The sequence below is a fragment of the Sphingomonas sp. genome (assembly GCF_965200105.1).
GTDB lineage: Bacteria > Pseudomonadota > Alphaproteobacteria > Sphingomonadales > Sphingomonadaceae > Solisphingomonas.
The window spans coordinates 464,395-485,026 of sequence record NZ_CBDATN010000002.1 but is presented as its reverse complement, the minus strand read 5'-3'; the positions used below and the strand labels follow the sequence as shown (position 1 = coordinate 485,026).

Here is a 20,632-nt window from a genome sequence, read left to right as displayed (position 1 = left end):
GGTTGGGCTAGCGCCCGGACCCGAGCGCGCGTGCCAGCGAGGCGGTGCCGCTGCCTCGCGCCGCCGGTCTGGGCTGCGAGGGATCGGGCGCCCAGCCGGTGAGATAGACGATCTCGAAGCGCTCGGCGATCCGCCCGTCCGCGTCCGCCCCCGCCAGGAAGGTGGCGTGCGCGATCGCCGCCTGCTCGCGGGTGAGCGGGGGCGCGCGATCGGCCAGCGCCGCCCCGCCGCCCGAGAAGCGCAGATCGTTCACCAGCGCGGTCAGCGAGGGATAACGCACCTCCAGCGTCTCGCCGTCGGCGACGGGCAGCGCGAAGCCTGCGCGGCCGAGCAGGTCGCCGCCGCCGCGCACGTCGACCTGGGGGTGGAGCCGTGCGGCGGCCCCACCGATGGCGAGGTCCGCCGCCAGCATCGCGGCGCGCAGGCGCGGCAGGCTGCCCGCGCCAGCGAAGCCCGCCAGCATCAGCCCGTCGGGGCGCAGCGCGCGCCGCATCAGGATCAACGCCCCGGGCAGATCGTTCACGCCGTCGAGCACGCCTGCCGACATCACGAGGTCGAAGCTCACGTCGGCGAAGGGCAGGCGATCCTCGTCGCATTGCACGCCGTGCGCCGCACCGGCCAGCCGCGCGCCCGCCTCCGCCGTCACGCAGGCGATGCCGCGGCCGCCGAGCGCGCCGGCGAGCAGCGGCGAGGCGCCGACGATCAGCGCACGCGCGAAGTCGCGGCGCACGCCCTCCAGCCGCTCCAGCAGTTCCGCCGCGATATGATCGGCGAGAAAGCCGTGCGCCGCGATCCGCGCCGCCGCGCGATCCCGGCGCGCGCGACGGCGGCGGCGATCGAAGGGTTCGGCGGCGGCGGACACGGTGCCGGCTTGTGCGCGTCCATCCGCCCGTCGACAAGGGCGCATGGTTGCGGCACTCCGGCGACAGGCCTCGTCCGTCTGGCAGGCGGCGCTCGGCGTCGCGCTGCCGCCGCGCTGCCCGGGCTGCGGAACGATCGTGGACGGCGACCACCGTTTCTGCGCGCGCTGCTGGATGGCGCTCGATTTCCTGGGCGACCCTGCCTGCGCGCGCTGCGGCGTGCCGCTCGATCTCGGCGGCGTGTGCGAGCCGTGCCTGGCGGACCCGCCCGCGTTCCAGCGCGCGCGCGCGGCGGTCGCCTATGGCGAGATCGCGCGCGACGTGGCGCTTCGGCTCAAATACGGTCGGCGGCCAGGCATGGCGCGGACGATGGCGGCGGCAATGCTGCGCCTGCTCGGCGACGCACCGGCGGACGCAATACTGGCGCCGGTGCCGCTGCACCGCTGGCGGCTGTGGTCGCGCGGCTACAATCAGGCGCAGCTTATTGCCGCCGCGCTGGCGCGCGCGAGCGGCCACGCGCACGTGCCCGATCTGATCGAGCGCACCCGCGCCACACCGGTGCTGCGGGGCCTGGGCCGGCATGAGCGCGCCGCGATGGTGTGCGACGCCTTCGCCGTCCCGCCAGCCCGCGCGCCGCTGCTGCGCGGTCGCGCCGTGGTCCTGGTGGACGACGTGATGACGACCGGCGCCACCCTCGACGCCTGCGCGCACGCCTGCCTCGCGGCCGGCGCGTCCACCGTCCGCGCGGTCGCCTGGGCGCGAGTCGTGCGGGCTCCGCCCGGTTGACAAGCGCGGCCGCCGTCCACAGTTCGCGGGGCCAGGCAAGCTCGGGAGCGCGCGATGAAGGTCGAGATCTACACCAAGATGGGGTGCCCCTACTGCACGCGGGCCAAGCGGCTGCTGGACGGCAAGGGCGTTGCCTACGAGGAGTATGACATCACGATGGGCGGCCCCAAGCGCGCCGAGATGATCCAGCGCGCCCCCAGCGCGAGCACGGTGCCGCAGATCTTCGTCGACGGTCGCGCGCTCGGCGGATCGGACGAACTGGCGGCGCTGGAGCGCGCGGGCGAACTCGACCGGCTGCTCGCCGCCTGACGATGACGCGCGTCGCGGTCGTCCAGAGCTGCACCGGCATCGATCCCGCCGCCAATGCGGATGCGCTGACGGCGGCGCTCGGCCGGGCGGCGGACGGCGGGGCGGCGATCGCCTTCACGCCGGAGATGACCGGGCTGCTCGATCGCGATCGCGCGCGGGCCGCCGCGTGCATCGTCGGCGAGGACGAGGACCGCGTGCTCGCCACCGCTCGCGAGGTCGCGGCGCGGCATGGCCTTTGGGTTCAGATCGGGTCGCTCGCATTGCGCGCGGAAGACGGGGCCCGCTCCGTCAATCGCGGCTTCCTGATCGACGGTGCCGGCGCGATCCGCGCACGCTACGACAAGTTGCACCTCTTCGACGTCGACCTGCCCGGCGGCGAGAGCTGGCGCGAGTCCAGCTCCTATCTCGCGGGTGAGCGCGCGGTCGTGGCCGAGACGCCCGCCGGGCGGCTGGGGATGACGATCTGCTACGATCTGCGATTTCCCGACCTGTATCGCGCGTTGTCCGATGCCGGCGCGACGATCCTCGCCGTTCCTGCCGCCTTCACCGTGCCCACCGGCGAGGCGCACTGGCACGTCCTCCTGCGCGCTCGCGCGATCGAGGCGGGCGCCTGGGTGATCGCCGCCGCCCAGTCGGGCCGCCACGCCGACGGGCGCACCACCTACGGCCGCTCGCTGGTGGTCGATCCGTGGGGCGAGGTGGTGCTCGACATGGGCGAGGGGGAGGGCGTCGGCTTCGCGGAGATCGACGCCGCCCGTATAGACGAGGTGCGCGCGCGCGTGCCGGCGCTGCGCCATCGCCGCCCGATCCCGCGGGTCGAGATCGCGGCGTGATCGTCTTCGATCTTGCCTGCGGCGGCGGCCACGTCTTCGAGGCGTGGTTCGGCAGCGCCGGCGACTATGACAGCCAGCGCGAACGCGGCCTCGTCTCCTGCCCGATCTGCGGCAACGGCACGATCGACAAGGCGCCGATGGCACCGCGCATCGGCGCGGGCGGGAGCAGGACCGCCCCGACTCCCGAACAAGCCAAGTCCATGATGCGCGCGCTGGCGACCGCCCAGGCGAAGGCGCTGGCAGGGTCCGAGCATGTCGGCCGCCGCTTCGCCACCGAGGCGCGCGCGATCCACGAGGGCGATGCCGAGGCGCGGCCGATCCACGGCCAGGCGACGCTCGCCGAGGCCAAGGCGCTGGCGGCGGACGGCGTGCCGGTCGCGCCGCTGCCGCTCCCCGTCCGCGAACCGGCGCGCGAGAACTGACGGTCAGAGCTGGTGCGAGGCGACCGCGCCGAATATGAACAGGAAGCAGCCGAGCTGCACCGCGAACAACAGGGGATAGAAGGGCAGGAGCCACGCGGGCGCGTCGATGATGTGGCGAGCATCGTCGCGGCGCACCGGCATCCTGCGCACCGCCCTCACCGGAACTGCTCCATCGCGCCGACGCTCTCCGGCGGATCGCTGACGAGCCCGAAGGCGCTCGCCGCCACCGCGACGATCAGCGCGAGCGCGACGACGATGCGGTCGAAGGTTGCCGGTCCGGTCTGCTGGTGTGCCATGTCGTTCCCCCTGTCGGACGAGCGATCGGCGGATCATCGGGCAGGTGGAAGAGTGGTCCGTCTCCGATTCGGAGGAGGCGCGGAGGGATCTTGAGCCGGAACGGATCGATGGCGCTGGGAAGCTCCGGCGCCGGGTCGCGGCCCGTACGCCAGCCGGAGCTCGCGCGCTTCGCCATTGCGGGCCGGCAACACGCATCCTAGGAAAACGGGCGAGGCTCCATAGCTCAGCAGGATAGAGCGACGGTTTCCTAAACCGCAGGTCGGGGGTTCGAGTCCCTCTGGGGCCACCATTTTTCGAGGATGCGCTTGCGATGGCGAAGGTGCTGGTCCTGTATCATTCCGCCTATGGCCATACCGAGGCGATGGCGCGCGCGATCGCGGACGGCGTGCGCGACGCGGGCGGCGATCCGACGATCCGTCGCGTGGCCGAGACGGTGCCGGAGGAACAGGCGCGCGCCAGCCACTTCAAGCTCGATCAGGAGGCGGAGATCGCCACCGTCGAGGAGCTGCCGGGCTACGACGCCATCGTCGTCGGCTGCGGCACCCGCTACGGCCGTATGGCGTCGCAGATGGCGGCGTTCTGGGATCAGACCGGCGGGCTGTGGCAGAAGGGCGCGCTCACCGGCAAGGTCGGCGCCGCCTTCACCTCCACCGCCTCGCAGCATGGCGGGCAGGAGACGACCCTGTTCTCGATCATCACCAACCTGATGCACCAGGGCATGGTGATCGTGGGTTTGCCCTACAGCTTCCAGGGTCAGCTTCGGCTCGACGAAGTGACGGGCGGCTCCCCCTATGGCGCGACCACGATCGCGGGGGGCGACGGATCGCGCCAGCCGAGCGACACCGAGATCGCCGGGGCGCGGTTTCAGGGCCGGTTGGTGGCGGAGACCGCCGCCAGGCTTGCCTAGCCGCCGGCGCTCCCCCACAAAGCCGCCATGGCGGACGAAGCAGACGATGGCGACCTGATCGAGGACGAGGGCAAGCTGCCCGTGCCGCGCGAGGTCGCCGAGGCGATCCGCACGCTGATCCGCTGGTCGGGCGACGATCCCGGCCGCGAGGGGCTGCTCGACACCCCCAAGCGCGTCGCGCGCGCGTGGAAGGAATATTGCCAGGGCTACGGGAGCGATCCGTCGCTCTATCTCAGCCGCACCTTCGAGGAGGTCGGCGGCTATGACGAGGTGGTGCTGCTGAAGGACATCCCCTTCCAGTCGCACTGCGAGCATCACATGGCGCCGATCGTCGGCAAGGCGTCGATCGCCTATCTGCCGCGCGATCGGGTCGTCGGCATCTCCAAGCTCGCGCGCGTGCTCCACGGCTACGCGCGGCGCCTGCAGGTGCAGGAGCGGCTGACCGCCGAGGTGGCCGACTGCATCTGGGACAATCTCCATCCTCACGGCGTCGCGGTGGTGATCGAGGCGCAGCATGGCTGCATGACCTCGCGTGGCGTGCGCACGCCCGGCGTGGGCATGATCACCAGCCGCATGATGGGCGTCTTCCGCGACGACAATCGCAGCCGCAAGGAAGTGCTGAGCCTGATGGGCTACTGACGCCCGGCCCTACAGGTCGGGCAGCGCCTGGTCTGCCTCGCACCAGCCGGCGAGCGCCTTCGACGTTGCCCGCTTGAGCAGCACGTCCACGTCCGCGATCGTGTAGGGCTTGGCGTCCGCCATCTTCGCAAGCTCGTCCCACGTCACCGGCGCCGCCACCGACGCCGTCTCGCGCGCACGCACCGAGTAGGGCAGCACAGCCGTCGAGCCGCGCTCGTTCCTCAGCCAGTCGAGGAAGATGCGGCCCTTGCGCTCGGCCTTGCGCATGTTGGCGGTGAAGCGCTGGGGATGCGCCCCGGCGATGGCGCGGCTGAAGCGGCTGGCGAAATCCTTCACCGCCGGCCACTCCGCCGATCCGTCAAGCGGGACGACGACGTGGACGCCCTTGCCGCCGGAGGCGAGCGGCCAGGAGCGCAGCCCCATCTCGCCCAGCGTGTCGCGCAGCATGGTGGCGGCGTGGCGCACGTCTTCGAAGCCCAGCCCCTCGTCCGGGTCGAGATCGAACACCAGACGGTCCGGTCGTTCGACGTCGCGTGCGGGCGCGCCCCAGCCGTGGAACTCGATCGTTCCCATCTGCACGCAGGCGAGGATGGCGCGCCCGTCGTTCACCACCAGATAGTCCTCAGTGTGGCCGTCCTTCTCGCGGATCGCGACGGCGCCGACCTTGTCGCCGAAGCTGCCGGCGTCGTGCTTCTGGAAGAAGCAATGCTTCGCGCGCCCCTGCGGGCAGCGCACGAGGCTGACAGGGCGGTTGGCGAGCCAGCGCAGCATCGGCTCCGCGACGGCGGCATAATAGTCCGCGAGATCGCCCTTGGTCTCGCCCGATCCCGGGAAGACGACGCGATCGCGGCTGGAGATCGCGATACCGAACGGCTTGGCGTCGGCCGCCGCCTTGCCTGGCGTGGCGGCGGGGCGTTCGGGCACCACCTCGGACGCGGGCTTGTCCTCGCGCAGGCCGAGGAAGCTCGCGTGCCGCAAGATACCGTCGGAGGTGAACTCGGCGAAGGCGACCTCCGCGACGACGCTCGGCTCCACCCACTTCGCGCCCCGCCCCGCGACGCGTGGCACGTCGGCGGCGGCGTCCTTCCGGACGAGCGGGCGGAGCTTGGCCAGCAGCACGTCGCGCGTCTTCGCGTCGTAGCCGGTGCCGACGCGCCCGGCGTAGCGGAGCCGTCCGTCCGCGTTCACGCCGACCAGCAGCGATCGCAGGTCGCGGCCCTTCTTGTCGCTCTCGGTGAAGCCCAGGATCACGAACTCCTGCCGGCGCGTGCACTTGATCTTGAGCCAGCTTCGGCTGCGCGTGCCACGATAAGGCGCGTCGGCCGCCTTGGAGACAATGCCCTCATAGCCGTCCCTGCACAGTTGCTCGAACAGCGCCTCGCCGCCCTTGGCGACATGCTCGGCATAGTGGATCGGCGGCTTCACGCTGTCGAGCAGCCCGCGCAGCCGCTCCTTGCGCCCGAGATTGCCGAGGCCCGTCACGTCCTCGCCGCCGTCGACGAGCAGGTCGAAGGCGAAATAGTGGAGCGCGTCGGAACCCGAGGACAGCGCGTCCTTGAGCGCGGTGAAGCTCGGCCGGCCTTCGCGGTCGAGCGCCACGATCTCGCCGTCAATCAGTGCGCCCGGCGGCAGCGCGGCGGCGACCGCGACGATCGGCGCGAAGCGATCGCTCCAATCGAGCCCGGAACGGGTATAGGCTTTCGCGCCGCCAGCCCCGGTGGCGACGAGCGCGCGATAGCCATCATACTTGACCTCGTGGATCCAGCCCGATCCCGCCGGTACGCCGTCCACCAGCGTCGCGAGTTGCACGTCGCGGAACGGCGGCGGCTTGGCATCGCCAGCCGCCTTGCGCCGAGGCTTGGGAGCGGGGTGCGGCTTGCCCGGCGCGTTGGCGGCGGTCTTGTCGCCACGCGCCTTCTTCGCGTCGGAGTGCCAGACGGGATCGTGGCCCGCCGCGATCTCGGCCATCGTGCGGCCGGTCTGGATGCTGGTCAGCCCCTGCTCGACGAGGTCGCCCGACGCGCCGATATGATCGTCGGCGACCTTGCGGAGCAGCCAGTTCTCGCGCTTCTCGCCCGGCCGGGGCTTCAGGCGCACGAGCAGCCACTCGCCCTTCATCCGCTCGCCGTGGAGGATGACGTGAACGTGGCCGTCGAGGATCGTCTTGGCGGGATCCTTGCCGCCCACCGGCTCCCAGGTGCCGACATCCCACAGCATGACGGTGCCGCCGCCATATTCGCCCTTCGGGATGCCGCCCTCGAAACCGGCATAGTCCATCGGGTGATCCTCGGTGCGGACCGAGAGGCGCTTGTCGTCGGGATTGGAGGACGGGCCGCGCGTCACCGCCCAGCTTTTCAACACGCCGTCCATCTCCAGCCGGAAATCCCAGTGGAGCCGCGTCGCGTCATGCTTCTGGACGACGAAGAGGTTGCCTGCCCTGGTGCCCGGCGCGCCCCTGGGCTCACGTGTCTTCTGGAAGTCGCGCTTGGCGTTGTAGGTCGCGAGCGGATCGGCGGCGCGCGCCATCACGCGCTCTTGCGCGCGCGCGTCGCGGGTTTAGCGGCGACGGGCTTCTTGGCCGGCGTGGCCTTCTTAGCGGTGGGCTTGGCGGCAGGCGTCCTGCCGGCAGGCGCGTCGTCGTTACCGACCGACTTCCTGAGCGCCGCCATCAGGTCGATGACGTTGCTGCCGCCCTTCGCGGGCTTGTCGTCGCTGTCGAGGCTGACCTTGCCACCCTTCGCCTTGCGCTTGCGCTCGATCAGGTCCTTCAACGCGTCGACGTAGCGATCATGATATTCGGACGCGTCGAACTTCGCGGCCTTCTTCTCGATCAGCGAGGTGGCGAGATCGAGCAGATCCTCGTCGGGCTTGGTGTCGCCAATGTCGCGGAAGTAGCTCGCCGCCTTGTTGACCTCGTCGGCGTAGCGCAGCGTCTCCAGCACCAGCCCGCGCCCGCACGGCTTCAGGCTGACGACATATTCGCGGCCCCTGAGCGCCAATTGGCCGAGCCCGATCTTGCGCGCGCGACGCATAGCTTCTCGCAGCACCACGAACGCCTCCTCGGCGAGATCGTCGGCGGGCACGACATAATAGGGCTTGTCGTAGTAGATCGCGTCCACCTCGCCATAATCGACGAATTGGGTGAGTTCGAGCGTCTTCTTGCTCTCCAGCTTGACGCCCTCGATCTCCTTCTCGTCGAGCAGGACATATTCGCCCTTCTCATATTCGAAGCCCTTCATGATCTCGTCGGGATCGACCGGGCCGATACCGTCCACCACCTTCTCATAGTGGATGCGCTTGCCCGATGGCTCGTGGATCTGGCGAAAGGATACGGTGGCGCCGCTCTTCGTCGCCGAGAAGATTTCCACCGGGATCGAGACCAGCGCCAGCCTGATCTGCCCCTGCCAATAGGCACGCGCCGCCATGTCCGCCCTCTCCCTGCAACGCGCGACTCAATCGGATCGGCGGCGAATCGTTCCCGTCAGAAGACGAGCGTCGGGCGGCCGCAGCGCAAGCCGTCGACGCGCACGTCGGCTTGGCCGAGCCCGATGCCCATCGTTCCGAGCGCCTGCGCCAGGATCGCGTCCACGCCCGGCGCCGCGACGCCAAGTGCGGCTCCCACCGGCGCCGTCACGCCCCCGAGCGTCACGCCGACGCCGGGCGCGGAGGCGGTGAGGTTCATCCCGCTCACCAGCGACGCGGCGGTGCCACGCGCCGCGTCGCCGGTGGAGACGGTGCGAGTGACGCCCGCCGTGACGTCCGCGCGCGTGAAGACGAGCGATTGCCAGCTTACCCCGCCCACCGCGACGTGCGCGCTGCCCGCGACGTCGAAGAGCAGCGCGTGCGCGATCGTCGCGGTCCGCTCAGGGAGCGGCGCGGTGAAGCTCGCCATTCCGGACGTGCCGACTTCGGCGATTGCCGCCGATCCGATCGCGGGCTGCACCGACAGCGTCGCGCTGGCGTTCGCCCGCCCGCTCGCGCAGGAGATCGCCTGCAGCTTCGCCTGCGCCTGCGCGACCTCGACGTAGAGCGGCAGGTGCAGCGATACGAGGCCTAGCGGTGCCGCGCCCGGCAGCTTGGCGTCGAGATACAGTCGCGCCTGTGCGGTCCGCACCACCACGGAGCCGTCGCGCACGATCGCGAGCCACGGCGAGCGCGCCGGTCGCTCGCCGACCGCGAGCCACAGCCGCGCGGACGCGATGCCGGTGGAGGCGGGCAGGTCGATCGCCGCCTGACGCGCGCCTCCCGCCTGGACCGATGTCTCGCGGAGCAGCGACCAGGCATCGACGCGGATCGGGTTCGCCGCGTCGGCGCGATCCGACGCCGAGAGGATGCCGGGGTCGATCAGGTCGGACATCCGGATCGCGGTGCCGGGCACGCGCAGCGCCACGGTGCGCAGCGCGGCGACCGCGGCGGCATCGCTTCCCGCCGCGGCCAGCGCATCCGCGATCGCGTTCACCGCCTGGGGCAGCGTGGCGGACGCCGCCAGCATGTTGCCGAAGCCGCCCGCTGTCACCCCCGCTCGCGAGCCGAGCGCGCGCGCGAAGCGGACGAGATCGACGTCGGCATGCGCCAGCGCGTCATAGTCCGCAACGGTGAGCGCAAGTTGCGTGCCCGACAGCGCCGACAAGATCGCGTTCGGCATCCCGCCCGAGACACTGGCGAGACGCGAACCGATCGAGAGGGCGGCATAGTCGATCCGCGCCGCGGTGGCGCTGGCGGTGAGCCGCACGGTGTCCCGCCCGAGCGTACGCCCGAAGAACAGCGGCGCGTCCTGCGTCAGCGTCACCTGCACCGCGTCGGGCGTCGCGCCGCCAGCGGAGAACCGGTCGGAGCTGGGCGTCGCCCGATCGGCGGAGTAACGGCCGCTGGTGGCCGCCACGCTGGCGTCGAGGCCGTTCGCCTGCACCGTTCGCCGGGCGGCTCCCGCGGGATCGGACGGCACCGTCGCGGCGGCGAGCGCGGCGTCGTCCGCTACGCCCTGCAGGCGCCGCTTGGCGACGTAGAGCGTGCCGAGGTCCACCGCCAGCGCCGCGCTCGCCATCATCACCATCAGCGTCAGCGCCGTGACGAGCGTCGCGATACCCCGCCGGTCGCCGAGCAGGCGGGAGAGGATCATGGGCTCTCCAGGCGGATCGCCGCCGTCCGCACGATCGTGCGCCCCGGCATCGGCACCAGGCCCGCCGTCATCAGCGGCCGCGCCGAGGCATCGTAGGAGAGCCGCACCAGGAACGTCGCGTCGTCGTCGTCGATCGCCACGGTCGCGAGCGACGCGTCGAGCATGCCCGTGCGCGTGAGCGACGTGCGTGTGGCGGCGATGGCCAGGGTGCCGCGCTCTGCGCGATCAAGCCCGCCGATCGCGGCCCGCGCGCCGTCGTTCGCCGCTTGCTGGAGGGCTTGAGCGGTGAAGATGCGGTCGCCGTAGCCGACGATTCCCAGCAGCAGCATCGCGAGCATCGGCAGAACGAGCGCGAACTCGATCGCGGCGGTGCCGCGCTGGCTGCCGAGGATTGATGGGCGCGAACACATGGGATGATGATGCGGCCGGTAAGGTAACTGCCGGACTTCTCCGCATTCGACGCGATCCGCGGCATTTCCGCATCGGAACGGACCGTGTTCGCATTGCCGCCGACGACAGCGGGCGCAGGCCAACATGCATTAGAAATGGAGAGTCCGATGTTCGAAGGACAAGCGCCGCGCTTCGTGTCTGCGGCGGAGATCACGCGCAACTTCGGAATGTGGCAGGATCGGGCCGGGCAGGGACCGCTCGTGGTGACGCACCACGGCCGGCCGCGCTGCGTGCTGCTTTCAGCGGAGAGCTACCGCGCCATCGCGGAGGGCGGAGCGCTCGACGAAGTTGGCGGCGAGGCCGCGCGGCACGGCATCACCTACGCGCTCCTGGCCGAGCGTATCGACGCAGGGCTGGTCGAGCTTGACGCCGACCTAACGATCACGCGCGCGAACGGTGTCGCAGGGCTGTTGCTGCGCCGCGCGGCCGAGCATCTCGTCGGGCGCGCCATCGCTGAAGCGGCGCCGACGCTCGGCACCGGTTTTCCCGGCGCCCGGATAGGACGCGCCGCGCGCGACGGCGAGGAGGCGCGCTTCGATTGCCTGATGGACGATGGCACGGGCGTCTCGGTGCATGTATTCCCCTGGCCTGGCGGCGCCGCGCTGCTGCTGCGGCGGGCAGGCGCGGCCGAGGCGGCGGAGCGCGCCATGGCGGAGGCGGGCGCGCGCGACGCCGCGCTCGCCGCGCACGGCGGCCTCGGCCAAATGCGGCTGACGGTGCGCGGCACGATCGCCGAGGTCGATTACGCCTTCGCGGCGCTGGCCGGGTTCGAGCGCGCGCGGCTGACGGGGGTGCGCGCAGCCGACCTGATGGCGCTCTCCGCCCGCGTGGCGCTCGCCGACGCGATCGAGCGCGTGCTGTCCGGCGGCGGGCCGGAGGCGCTTGATACGCGGCTGCTGGTCAATGGTGGCGACGAACGCGCGGTCCGCGTCGGGATCGCGCCGGTGCCGGACGGCCTCGCGGTCGGCGGCGCCGCGATAGCGGTGACGCCGGTGTGAGGCGTCGGCCTCCAGCGGGCTAACCGAAGCGATCGCACGCCTCGGCGATGTCGATCCAGACGCGATCGAGGTCGGCATCGTCGATGCAGTACGGCGGCATGACGTAGATGGTGTTGCCCAACGGGCGGACGAGCAGGTCGCGCTCCCGGAAATGGGCGAGCAGGCGCGGGCCGAGTTCGGAGAGGTAGGCGCCCTCCGCCGCGCCGAGTTCGAACGCCGCGATCGTGCCGGCAGTGCGCGGGTTGCGCACGGCGCGGTGACCGGACAGCGCCGCCAGCCGCGCCTCCTGCCGCCGCCCGAGCGAGGCGACACGCTCCAGCACCGGCTCGTCGCGCCAGATGCCCAGGTTCGCCGCGCCTGCCGCGCAGGCGATCGGGTTGGCGGTGTAGCTCGACGAGTGGAAGAACATGCGCGCGCGATCCGCCGACCAGTGCGCCTCGAAGATCGCCTCGCTCGCCATCGTCACCGCCAGCGGCACCGCGCCGCCGGTCAGCCCCTTGGACAGGCAGAGGATGTCGGGCACGATGCCGGCCTGCTCGCACGCCAGCAGCGTGCCGGTGCGGCCCCAGCCGGTCATCACCTCGTCGGCGACGAAGAGGACGCCGTGCGCCTCGCAGATGCGCCGGAGCCCGGCCAGCACCGCGGGCGGGTAGAACAGCATTCCGCCCGCGCCCAGCACCAAGGGCTCGACGATCAGCGCGGCGGGATGCGCGCGGCACGCCGCTTCGCAGGCGTCGAGCGTCGCCTGGCCGTCGCCGGCGGGGAAAGGCAGCGTGCCGACGTCGAAAAGCAGCGGCTCGTAAGCCCGGTTGAACACGCTGCGTGCGCCGACCGACATCGCGCCGATCGTGTCGCCATGATAGCTGTGCTCCATCACCAGGACGCGGTGGCGCGGCTCGCCCCGGTTCGCCCAGAAGCCGAGCGCCATCTTGAGCGCGACCTCGACGGCGGTGGACCCCGAGTCCGAGTAGAAGACGCGGGTGAGCGACGGCGGCATGATTGCGGTCAATCCGCGCGCCAGCGTCTCCGCCGGCTCGTGCGTCCAGCCGGCGAAGATGATCTGGTCGAGGCGGCCCGCCTGCTCGGCGATGGCCGCCATGATGCGCGGATGACGGTGGCAATGCGTCGTCACCCACCAGGACGAGATCGCGTCGATCACGCGCCGGCCGTCGGACGTGTGGAGCGCCGCGCCCTCGCCATGGGTGACGAGCGGGATCGGCTCGCCGAGGCCGTGCTGGGTGAAGGGATGCCAGACGGGCGACGTCATGCGCGGAGGCCCGGGAAGCTGGCGGTGAAGGCGGCGGCGAGCGTCGCAGGATCGAGCGGATCAAGCCTCGGCAGCCGACCGAGGCGCGGCACGCCGCCGATCGCCGCGATCGTCGCCTCATTGTCCTCGTTGACGTCGCCGACGAAGGCGATTCCGGCGATCGCGACGTCCCGCGCACGCAAGGCCTCGATCGACAGCAGCGAGTGGTTGATCGTGCCGAGCGCGGTGCGTGCGACCAGCACCACCGGCAGGCGCCAGCGCGCGAACAGGTCCGCGAACAGCAAGTCGCGCGTCACCGGCACCAGCACGCCGCCTGCGCCCTCGACTACCAGCGGGCGTTCGGCAGGGAGCGTCAGGCGAGCGGGGTCGATGATCACCGCGTCGAGTTCGGCGGCGCGGTGCGGCGACAGCGGATGCGTCAGGCGATAGGCCTCGGGTAGCACGCGCGCGCCCGACAGCCGGGCCACCGCGTCGCCATCGGCGCCATCCTCCAGCCCGGACTGGATCGGCTTCCAGTAGGCGGCGCCCAGCGCGCCCGCGAGGCCGGCGGCGAACACCGTCTTGCCTATCCCGGTGTCGGTGCCCGTGACGACGAAGCCGCTCACCGCGCGTCCGCCAGTGCTCGGGCGAGCCGCGCCACGTCCGCTTCGCTCGCGTTCAGGGTGAGCGAGATGCGCAGCCGCGCCGTGCCCGCCGGCACGGTCGGTGGCCGGATGCCCCGCACGTCGAACCCGGCCGCCTGAAGCGCCGCCGCGATCCGCATCGTCTCGCCGTCTCGGCCGATCACCAGCGGCAGGATCTGCGATCCCGTGGCGCCGACGCCTACCGGAGCGAGCAGCCGCTCGGCGCCGCGGACGAGCGCCCACAACCGCTCCCGCCGCTCCGGCTCGTCGGAGAGGATGCGCAACGCCTCGCGGACGGCCGCCGCGATCAGTGGCGAGGGCGCCGTCGAGAAGATGAAACCGCGCGCGCGATTGACGAGGAAGTCGCGCACCACGCGCGGACCACAGACGAGCGCGCCCTCGACGCCGAGCGCCTTGCTGCAGGTGTGCAGCGTCACGACATCGTCGCGACCCTCCAGCAAATCCGCGAGGCCACGCCCGTCACGCCCGAACACGCCGGTGGCGTGCGCCTCGTCGATCAGCAGCAGCGCCTCGTGTCGCCGCGCGACCTCCGCCAGGTCGGCGAGCCGCGCGAGATCGCCATCCATGCTGTAGAGGCTCTCCACCGCGATCCACGGCGTGCCGGCGCCACCGCGCGCGCGCCAGCCGGCGATCGCGTCGTCGAACGCCTGCGCGTCGTTGTGCGGAGCGCTCACGGTCTCCGCGCGGCCGAGACGCATGCCGTCGTGCGCGCTGGCGTGGATCAGCGCGTCGTGGACGACGAGGTCGCCCCGCTGGGGCAATGTGGCGAGCAGGGCTGCGTTGGCGGCGAAGCCGGATCCGAAGAACAGCGCCGCCTCGGCGCCGAAGAAGGCGGCGGCCTCCGCCTCCAGCGCCTCGTGCTCGCAGGCATTGCCGCGAAGCAGCCGCGATCCGCCCGATCCCGCCGGCACACCGCGTCCAACTGCCTCCGAGATGGCCCGTGCGAGGCGCGGGCTGGCGGCGAGCGCGAGATAGTCGTTGGACGAGAAATCGATGCCACGAGCGGCCGCCAGCGACCGTGCGCGATCGCGCGCGGCGAGCTGGGCGAGATCGGCGGAGTGGGCGGCGAACAACACGTTGCGCGGTTTAGCGTCACGCCCCGCCACGCGCCACCTTCGCGCAGACGCAATCGAACCGCCGGCGCGTCGCAGCGTTCTGCCGGGAATGTCGTCGCGTCCGAGGCTCGTCCTGTCCGCCCTGCTATTCCTCTGCTGGGCGGCGGCGGGAGCGGCGCAGCCCGCAGCCGAACAGTCCGTCGTGGAGCCGCCCTTCACCGCGCTCGTCGACGACGCGGCGCGCTACGCCGCCCGCTACGACGTGCCGCAGGGCGAAGCCGAGGCGAGGCTACGCGCGCAGGCGGCGATCGGCGGCGCCGTCGACGCCATCCGCGCGCGCTTCAGCGATCGCCTCGCCGGGATCGCGCTGGAGCATCGTCCCGCCTTCCGCCTCGTCGTGCTGTTGACGAATGGCGAGCCGGTGCCGGACGAAACGGTGTCGCTCGCCGGTCGCGAGGTGCCTGTCGTCTACCGCACCGACGCGCCCGTCACAGCCGCCGCGATCCGCGCGGCGATCGTAGAGCATCAGGCAGACGTCCGGGCGGCGCTAGACGATCCGCCTGGCCTCGGGATCGACGCGCGCACCGGCGCTATGATCGTCACCGTCAGCCGGCGCGACGTCGAGGCGGCGGGGGCGGACATGCTGCAAAGCCGCTTCTCCGAGCTCACCGGCGTGCCCGTCGAGATCGCCGTACCGGGCCTCGCCGAGGATCTGGCGCTGGTCGGCGGCATCCGGCTCGACGATCCGATCCCAGCCGAGCATCGCCGCATCTCCTGCACGGCGGGTTTCGCCGTCACCGACGGCACGCGCACTGCGCTCGCCACCGCCGCGCACTGTCCCGACATGCTGTTCGCAAACGCCACGCCGCTGCCGATGATCAACGCCTGGGGTGCGGGCACGCAGGACGTGCAGTTCCACTCCAGCCCGCTGCCGCTCGCGCCGGCCTTTCGCGTCGGCACCGGCGACGTGATCCGCCCCGTCACCGGCGTCGGCCTGCGCGCACGCACCGTGGCCGGGCAGTTCGTCTGCCACCAGAGCTTTCGGGACGGCGAGAGCTGCGCCGAGATCGTCTCCACCGGCTTCGCGCCGCCGGGCGATCTGTGCGCCGGTCCCTGTCCCCCGACCTGGGTCGCTGTCGCCGGGCCGGACTGCCTGCATGGCGACAGCGGAGGGCCGGTCTTCGACGGCACCGTCGCGCTCGGCCTCGTGAAGGGCGGCAGCTTCCGCGCGGACGGGCGCTGCAACCTCTATTACTACATGCCGATCGACGCGCTGCCGACGGGCTGGTCGGTGCTGCTGGCGGGCGCGTCATCCGCTCCGTGACGGCGGCGGATCAGGCCTCCCGAGCGGGCAGGATCGTCGCCCGGCAGGGGCCGAAGCCGATCGTGACCGCCCGGTCCGCCCGGGCGCGTGCGGAGAGCAGGACCTCGTCGCCGTCCTCCAGGAAGGAGCGCTCCTCCCCGTTGGAGAGCACGAACGGTCGGGCGCCGCCCCGGCTGATCTCCATCAGGCTGCCATAGCCGTCGTCGCCGGGCGCGGAGATGGTTCCGGTGCCGAGCAGGTCCCCGGGGTTGAGATCGCAGCCGTTGGAGCTGTGGTGCGCGACGATCTGCGCGATCGTCCAGTACATGTTGCTCGCCGGGCCAATGCTCAGCCGCTCGGACGCCAGCCCCGCCTCGCGCATCGCGCGCGTCGCGATCCGCACCTCTAACTCGATGGCGAGAGCGCCTTCGCGCTGGTCGGCGTCGTCCCAGAGATAGGGAAGCGGGCGAGGATCGCCCTCGGGGCGAGGCGGCTGCGCGATCCGGAACGGCGCCAGCGCCTCGGCAGTAACGACCCAGGGCGAGATGGTGGACTGGAAGTTTTTGGCGAGGAAGGGGCCGAGCGGCTGATACTCCCACGCCTGCAGATCGCGCGCGGACCAGTCGTTCAGCAGCGACAGGCCGGCGACGTGATCGCGCGCGCGCCCGATCGGGATCGGCTCGCCGAGCGCGTTGCCCGTGCCGATCCAAACGCCCAGCTCCAGCTCGTAATCGAGGCGGCGGCTTGGCCCGAAGGTCGGCGCGTCGGCGTCGGGCGGCTTGCGCTGGCCGTTGGGCCTCACGACCGGCACGCCCGACGGCCGGATCGAGGAGGCGCGACCGTGATAGCCGATCGGCACATGCTTGTAGTTGGGCAGCAACGGGTTGTCGGGCCGAAACTGGCGGCCGATATTGTTGGCGTGGTGGATACCGACGTAGAAGTCGGTGTAATCGCCGATCGCGAAGGGCAGGTGCAGCGTGCAGCTCGCCGCCCGGTGCAGCAGCGGTGTCACCGCTTCGCGGTGCCCGGGTTCGGAGAGCAACGCGGAGAGGCTATGGCGGAGCGCGAGCCGGACGTCCGCGGGCAACGCGAACAGACGGTTGAGGCTCGCCTCCGCCAGCACGCCCGCCACGTTGTCCGGCAGCAGCCCGGCGGCCGACGCGGCGCGCAGGTCGAGCACGTGATCGCCGATTGCGACGCCGGGACGCCGCTCACCGTCGCCGGCATCGAAGATGCCGAGCGGCAGGTTCTGCACGGGGAAGTTGCCGTGCCCGTCGGCGCCCTTGACCCAGCTCCCGCGGGCGGGATCGTGGGTCTCGTCGATCATCACGGTCATCGCGGCAGGCTCGCCTTCTCGAAGCCGGCCCAGGCGTCGTCATAGTCAAGCTGGGCGAGCGGGGTGTCGATGGCGAAGCGGGTCGGTCGGATCACGCCCCGGCTCTCGAACATGAACGCCATCGTGCCCTCGATCCGGTGCGGCGCGAGCGTGGCCGCTACCGCCTTCTCGTAGCTGGCGCGGTCGGGGCCATGGCCGTTCATGCGGTTGTGGAGCGACGCGCCGCCGGGCAGGAAGCCGCCTTCCTTCGCGTCGTAGGCGCCGGTGATGAGCCCCATGAACTCGCTCATCACGTTGCGGTGGAACCAGGGCGGACGGAACGTATCCTCCGCCACCATCCAGCGCGGCGGGAAGATCACGAAGTCGCAGTTTGCGGTGCCCGGCGTGTCGCTGGGCGAGGTCAGCACCGTGAAGATCGACGGATCGGGATGATCGAAGCTGACCGTGTTGATGGTGTTGAAGCGCGTCAGGTCGTAGCGGTAGGGCGCGAGATTGCCGTGCCATGCGACGACATCGAACGGCGAGTGGTCGAGCGTGGTCGTCCACAGCGCGCTCTCGAACTTCTGGACGATCTCGTGCGGCTCGTCCCGGTCCTCGAACGAGGCAACGGGCGTCTCGAAGTCGCGCGGGTTGGCGAGCCCGTTCGAGCCGATCGGGCCCAGATCCGGCAGGCGGAAGGCCGCACCATAATTCTCGCAGACATAGCCGCGTGCCGGCCCGTCCAAGAGGTCGAGGCGGAAGCGCACGCCGCGCGGCACCACGGCCACCTGGAGCGGCGCTACGTCGAGCACGCCCAATTCGGTGACGATCCGAAGCGCACCCTCCTGCGGCACGATCAGCAGTTCGCCGTCGGCGTCCATGAACGCGCGATCGACCATCGAGGCGGTGGCGGCGTAGAGGTGGATGCCAACGCCGGCACCGGCCGACGTGTCGCCATTTCCGGCGTAACTCACCAGCCCGTCGACGAAATCGGTCGGCTCCGCCGGGATTGGCAGCGGCTCCCACCGCAGGCGGTTGGGGGAGGGGGGCGCCGCGTCGAACGGGGCGGATCGCAGCAGCGGCGCTCCCTCATATGGCCTGAACGCCGGATGCTGCGCCGCCGGCCGCATCCGGTACAACCAAGAGCGCCGGTTCTCGGCGCGCGGAGTGGTGAAGGCGGCGCCCGAGAGCTGCTCGGCATAAAGGCCATAAGGCACTCTCTGTGGCGAGTTTCGTCCGACAGGGAGGGCGCCCGCCACTGCCTCCGTCGCGAAATGGTTACCAAAGCCGGTGAGGTACATACGGTCCCGTCATCCCGGCACCGGCCTGTCCTCGGAGCAGCGGCCGATGCCCTGTCATGCGTCTACTTCCCTGGGGCGAGCCGCCCTCGACGACGATTCGGAGCAAGCCGCGCCCGCTTCGACGCGAACCGGCCTGCTGGTCACCCATACGGCAAGCCCAACCCAGCTTGTTCCCGAGGACATCAACACCAATGCCCGACCGGCCGTGAGTACCCAAAGCTAATCTATGGCACCGCTTCGTAGCGGGCTGGCGCTATGGCGGTCAAAAGGCATCGTCAAGCCCAGTCCCACAATGTTCGGGCCGAGCCCCAGCGGCAGAGGCCCGCACCCGGGCTCATCCACCACTCCGATTTCGGACCGCGGTATGCAGCCGGTGCCTGTGTCGAGCGCTTGGCCGTGATCGGCGCCACGCGGCCAGCCATAACGGGGGTCACTACGGTCATACCCCGGGCCAGAGCTTCTTCCGCATGTTCAAGGTCGCACTCGTCTCCACTGCCGACGGGCAACGCAGGGCGAAGCACGCCAAGCGCCGTTCGGATCCATCGCGGACTGCTAGAACCGGCGCCGGGTGCGCTCGGCCAGCGGGTATTCCACGCCTCGGCAAGCCGAGCGGCAGGAAGGGCTGGCCCGGCGTATCCGCCGAACCGGAGAACGATCAGTCCTATACCGGCATCGGCACCGGATCGAGAACATGTTGCCCGCCTGAAGAACCCACGACGCATCCGCGCCCGCTACGATCGATGCGCCCGCGATTGCTCCTCGGCCATGTGCATCGCCGCCTCTCATCTTCTGGCTACCGCAGTGGGTCAAGCCTAGCTCCGACTTGGGAAGTTTCAGGGGAACACGTCACGCGAGACTAACGGCGGCGCGTTGTTCACCGCGTCTGTTCGCGTTCCCCTCGACAATGTAAGCCGCTTGTGATCGCTATCGCTGAAAGTCATCGGGCCGGGGCAGCCGGTTTAGCTGTAGCCCGCCGCAGACGGGGATGTTCAGACCGGTGACAAAGGACGGTCCCGCCAACCACAGCACCGCGTCGGCGAAATCCTGCGGAAAACCGATGCGGTTCAACGGAATCTCACGCTTGATGACGTTTACGATGCTTTCTTGCGAAAGCATCTCCGCCGTCACGTCCGACAGAATCGGACCTGGAAGAATCGAGTTCACCCTGATCCCGCGATCACCATACTCTACCGCTGCATGGCGCACCAGGTAATCGGCGGCCGCCTTCGAAGCGCCATAGGCGAAATAGCCACTCTGATACATGGTCGAGGCAAGCGACGAGAAGATGATGATCGATCCGTCGGAGCCGATCGCCTCGGCCATACGCTGCACGAAGACGACATTGCCGAAGTAATTCACGTCCATGGCGGCCTGGAGCTGTGCTCGGGTTGCACCCGAAACTGTCGACATATCGACCAGCGCTGCGGCGTTCACCGCGACATCGAGCTTGCCATAGGTCCGCAAGGCCGTGGCGGCGACCTCGGCCACCTGCTCCTCGTTCGAGACGTCGCAGGCAACCGCCGTGCCGCCGATCTCGGCCGCGAGCTGCTCTAGCTTATCGAGCCTGCGGGCCGCGACGACGACCTTCGCGCCAGCGCCGGCCAGCGCCTTCGCCACCGCCCAACCAGTGCCACGCGATCCGGAGCAGCCGACTACGACCGCCACCTTGCCCGTCATGTCCGACATGATGCTCTCCTCCGACGGCCCTGAGCCTAAAGTTCCGTGTTGCTGAACTTGTTCACCTTCGTGGCTACCCGCTTGCGCGGTTACGACAAGGCTGGCGATCCGGCGACCAGCGTGACGGACATGGCGCGCGCCACGACTGAAAAACGCTAAGTTTCACCTTGGCAGGCCCAGCAGCTCGAAGACAGAACCAACGCATCGATACGGGAGCTTCTCCGTCCACTCACCATGGTAGCTTGCCTCCGCCCCGCCATCAAGTCGGACCGAGCGGTCGGCCTCGGTATCGACCATGACGTGGCATCTGCGGCCGAGTATCTTCCTGGCGGCGACGAAACCTCGCGGTCCGCCGCTTTTCGTGGCTTTCACCCGACCGGCTGTCGACTACCGCCGCCAGAGGGCACGTCTCTCGGCCAGGGCGTTCGCGTTCGGCATCCTTGGTTAGGC

At 70.8% G+C, this 20,632-nt stretch carries 21 protein-coding genes and 1 tRNA gene; 9 read left to right on the top strand and 13 right to left on the bottom strand.

The window, feature by feature from the left end; genetic code table 11:
• Positions 1–7: 7 nt before the first annotated feature.
• Positions 8–862: a methyltransferase domain-containing protein gene (locus tag ACOFKX_RS03590; RefSeq protein WP_419825712.1), complete on the bottom strand. Its 855-nt coding sequence runs from the start codon at positions 860–862 to the stop codon at positions 8–10.
• Between the two features lie 43 nt (positions 863–905).
• Here ACOFKX_RS03590 and ACOFKX_RS03585 point away from each other — a divergent pair, with 43 nt between their 5' ends.
• Genes ACOFKX_RS03585 through ACOFKX_RS03570 form a run of 4 tightly spaced genes read left to right on the top strand, consistent with a single transcriptional unit; the run spans position 906 to position 3,210 of the window.
• Positions 906–1,646 (top strand): ComF family protein, encoded by a 741-nt coding sequence (locus ACOFKX_RS03585; protein ID WP_419825711.1) that lies wholly within the window; start codon positions 906–908, stop codon positions 1,644–1,646.
• Positions 1,647–1,700: 54 nt separating this feature from the next.
• Positions 1,701–1,955, top strand: coding sequence for a glutaredoxin 3 (gene grxC, locus ACOFKX_RS03580; protein ID WP_419825710.1), 255 nt, complete (start codon positions 1,701–1,703; stop codon positions 1,953–1,955).
• Between the two features lie 2 nt (positions 1,956–1,957).
• Positions 1,958–2,788 carry a carbon-nitrogen hydrolase family protein gene (locus ACOFKX_RS03575; RefSeq protein WP_419825709.1) on the top strand — a complete coding sequence of 277 codons (831 nt, stop codon included), beginning with the start codon at positions 1,958–1,960 and terminating at the stop codon, positions 2,786–2,788.
• The gene (locus tag ACOFKX_RS03570) at positions 2,785–3,210 is read left to right on the top strand and encodes a DUF1178 family protein (protein WP_419825708.1); all 426 of its coding nucleotides are present in this window, start codon (positions 2,785–2,787) and stop codon (positions 3,208–3,210) included. Before ACOFKX_RS03575 ends, ACOFKX_RS03570 begins: the two co-directional genes overlap by 4 nt.
• Positions 3,211–3,213: 3 nt before the next feature.
• Here the strand turns inward: ACOFKX_RS03570 and ACOFKX_RS03565 are convergent, their stop codons facing one another.
• Positions 3,214–3,369 (bottom strand): hypothetical protein, encoded by a 156-nt coding sequence (locus tag ACOFKX_RS03565; RefSeq protein ID WP_419825707.1) that lies wholly within the window; start codon positions 3,367–3,369, stop codon positions 3,214–3,216.
• Positions 3,366–3,506: a hypothetical protein gene (locus tag ACOFKX_RS03560; protein ID WP_419825706.1), complete on the bottom strand. Its 141-nt coding sequence runs from the start codon at positions 3,504–3,506 to the stop codon at positions 3,366–3,368. Before ACOFKX_RS03560 ends, ACOFKX_RS03565 begins: the two co-directional genes overlap by 4 nt.
• A gap of 213 nt (positions 3,507–3,719) precedes the next feature.
• Here ACOFKX_RS03560 and ACOFKX_RS03555 point away from each other — a divergent pair.
• The 3 genes from ACOFKX_RS03555 (at position 3,720) to folE (ending at position 5,053) form a co-directional block, all read left to right on the top strand.
• A tRNA-Arg gene (locus ACOFKX_RS03555) sits at positions 3,720–3,796 on the top strand.
• A 21-nt stretch (positions 3,797–3,817) separates the two neighbouring features.
• Positions 3,818–4,414 (top strand): NAD(P)H:quinone oxidoreductase, encoded by a 597-nt coding sequence (wrbA, locus tag ACOFKX_RS03550; protein WP_419825705.1) that lies wholly within the window; start codon positions 3,818–3,820, stop codon positions 4,412–4,414.
• Between the two features lie 27 nt (positions 4,415–4,441).
• A complete protein-coding gene (gene folE, locus ACOFKX_RS03545) occupies positions 4,442–5,053 on the top strand; it encodes a GTP cyclohydrolase I FolE (RefSeq protein WP_419825704.1) in 612 nt (203 codons plus the stop codon).
• Positions 5,054–5,062: 9 nt separating this feature from the next.
• Here folE and ligD read toward each other — a convergent pair whose 3' ends face one another.
• The 4 genes from ligD to ACOFKX_RS03525 are packed head-to-tail and all read right to left on the bottom strand — an operon-like array spanning position 5,063 to position 10,582.
• Positions 5,063–7,579 (bottom strand): DNA ligase D, encoded by a 2,517-nt coding sequence (gene ligD / locus ACOFKX_RS03540; protein WP_419825703.1) that lies wholly within the window; start codon positions 7,577–7,579, stop codon positions 5,063–5,065.
• Positions 7,579–8,478: a Ku protein gene (locus ACOFKX_RS03535; RefSeq protein ID WP_419825702.1), complete on the bottom strand. Its 900-nt coding sequence runs from the start codon at positions 8,476–8,478 to the stop codon at positions 7,579–7,581. The genes ligD and ACOFKX_RS03535 overlap by 1 nt, the downstream gene beginning before the upstream one ends.
• Before the next feature lie 56 nt (positions 8,479–8,534).
• Positions 8,535–10,172: a TadG family pilus assembly protein gene (locus tag ACOFKX_RS03530; protein ID WP_419825701.1), complete on the bottom strand. Its 1,638-nt coding sequence runs from the start codon at positions 10,170–10,172 to the stop codon at positions 8,535–8,537.
• Entirely contained in the window at positions 10,169–10,582 is a 414-nt protein-coding gene (locus tag ACOFKX_RS03525) for a TadE/TadG family type IV pilus assembly protein (RefSeq protein WP_419827333.1), read from the bottom strand. Before ACOFKX_RS03525 ends, ACOFKX_RS03530 begins: the two co-directional genes overlap by 4 nt.
• A 147-nt stretch (positions 10,583–10,729) precedes the next feature.
• On the opposite strand from ACOFKX_RS03525, the gene ACOFKX_RS03520 reads away from it, so the two are divergent.
• Positions 10,730–11,620 (top strand): type II toxin-antitoxin system prevent-host-death family antitoxin, encoded by an 891-nt coding sequence (locus ACOFKX_RS03520; RefSeq protein ID WP_419825700.1) that lies wholly within the window; start codon positions 10,730–10,732, stop codon positions 11,618–11,620.
• A 19-nt stretch (positions 11,621–11,639) separates the two neighbouring features.
• Here ACOFKX_RS03520 and ACOFKX_RS03515 read toward each other — a convergent pair whose 3' ends face one another.
• Genes ACOFKX_RS03515 through ACOFKX_RS03505 form a run of 3 tightly spaced genes read right to left on the bottom strand, consistent with a single transcriptional unit; the run spans position 11,640 to position 14,637 of the window.
• The gene (locus ACOFKX_RS03515) at positions 11,640–12,887 is read right to left on the bottom strand and encodes an adenosylmethionine--8-amino-7-oxononanoate transaminase (RefSeq protein WP_419825699.1); all 1,248 of its coding nucleotides are present in this window, start codon (positions 12,885–12,887) and stop codon (positions 11,640–11,642) included.
• The gene (gene bioD, locus ACOFKX_RS03510) at positions 12,884–13,492 is read right to left on the bottom strand and encodes a dethiobiotin synthase (RefSeq protein ID WP_419825698.1); all 609 of its coding nucleotides are present in this window, start codon (positions 13,490–13,492) and stop codon (positions 12,884–12,886) included. Before bioD ends, ACOFKX_RS03515 begins: the two co-directional genes overlap by 4 nt.
• On the bottom strand, positions 13,489–14,637 hold the full coding sequence (locus tag ACOFKX_RS03505; RefSeq protein WP_419825697.1) for an 8-amino-7-oxononanoate synthase: 1,149 nt from the start codon (positions 14,635–14,637) through the stop codon (positions 13,489–13,491). The genes bioD and ACOFKX_RS03505 overlap by 4 nt, the downstream gene beginning before the upstream one ends.
• A 58-nt stretch (positions 14,638–14,695) precedes the next feature.
• Between ACOFKX_RS03505 and ACOFKX_RS03500 the strand changes: the two genes are divergently transcribed.
• Positions 14,696–15,910: a hypothetical protein gene (locus tag ACOFKX_RS03500; protein ID WP_419825696.1), complete on the top strand. Its 1,215-nt coding sequence runs from the start codon at positions 14,696–14,698 to the stop codon at positions 15,908–15,910.
• Positions 15,911–15,920: 10 nt separating this feature from the next.
• Here ACOFKX_RS03500 and fahA read toward each other — a convergent pair whose 3' ends face one another.
• The 3 genes from fahA to ACOFKX_RS03485 all read right to left on the bottom strand — a co-directional run bounded on the left by fahA (position 15,921) and on the right by ACOFKX_RS03485 (position 20,191).
• Positions 15,921–17,225 (bottom strand): fumarylacetoacetase, encoded by a 1,305-nt coding sequence (gene fahA / locus ACOFKX_RS03495; protein WP_419825695.1) that lies wholly within the window; start codon positions 17,223–17,225, stop codon positions 15,921–15,923.
• On the bottom strand, positions 17,222–18,505 hold the full coding sequence (gene hmgA / locus ACOFKX_RS03490; RefSeq protein ID WP_419825694.1) for a homogentisate 1,2-dioxygenase: 1,284 nt from the start codon (positions 18,503–18,505) through the stop codon (positions 17,222–17,224). Before hmgA ends, fahA begins: the two co-directional genes overlap by 4 nt.
• 924 nt (positions 18,506–19,429) lie before the next feature.
• The gene (locus tag ACOFKX_RS03485; RefSeq protein WP_419825693.1) at positions 19,430–20,191 is read right to left on the bottom strand and encodes an SDR family NAD(P)-dependent oxidoreductase; all 762 of its coding nucleotides are present in this window, start codon (positions 20,189–20,191) and stop codon (positions 19,430–19,432) included.
• Between the last annotated feature and the right edge of the window lie 441 nt (positions 20,192–20,632).